Annotated in this window: 1 protein-coding gene; it reads left to right on the top strand. The window is 67.0% G+C overall.

Annotated features, from left to right (window positions below; all coding sequences use genetic code 11):
- The coding region (locus PQR02_RS40885; protein WP_408243463.1) for a pyridoxal-phosphate dependent enzyme at positions 1–339 on the top strand (339 nt) is incomplete at both ends.

The following is a 339-nucleotide window of genomic DNA, read 5'->3' as shown; positions in this document are numbered from 1 at the left end:
CCACGACTACCTGAAAAAAATCCTCACCGCGCGCGTCTACGACGTGGCCCGCGAGACCGAACTCGAACGGGCGCCGAACCTGTCGGCGCGGCTGCGCAATCCGGTTTATCTGAAGCGCGAGGACAACCAGCCGGTGTTCTCGTTCAAGCTGCGCGGCGCGTACAACAAGATGGCGCATATCCCGGCCGAAGCGCTGGGGCGTGGGGTGATTACCGCCTCGGCGGGCAATCATGCGCAGGGCGTGGCGCTGTCGGCGGCACGCATGGGCGTGAAGGCGATCATCGTGGTGCCGGTCACGACGCCGCAGGTCAAGGTCGATGCCGTGCGCGCGCACGGCGG

It is taken from the genome of Paraburkholderia sediminicola, assembly GCF_046026895.1.
Taxonomy (GTDB): domain Bacteria; phylum Pseudomonadota; class Gammaproteobacteria; order Burkholderiales; family Burkholderiaceae; genus Paraburkholderia; species Paraburkholderia sediminicola_C.
This window is presented reverse-complemented; position numbering and strand designations above follow the sequence as displayed.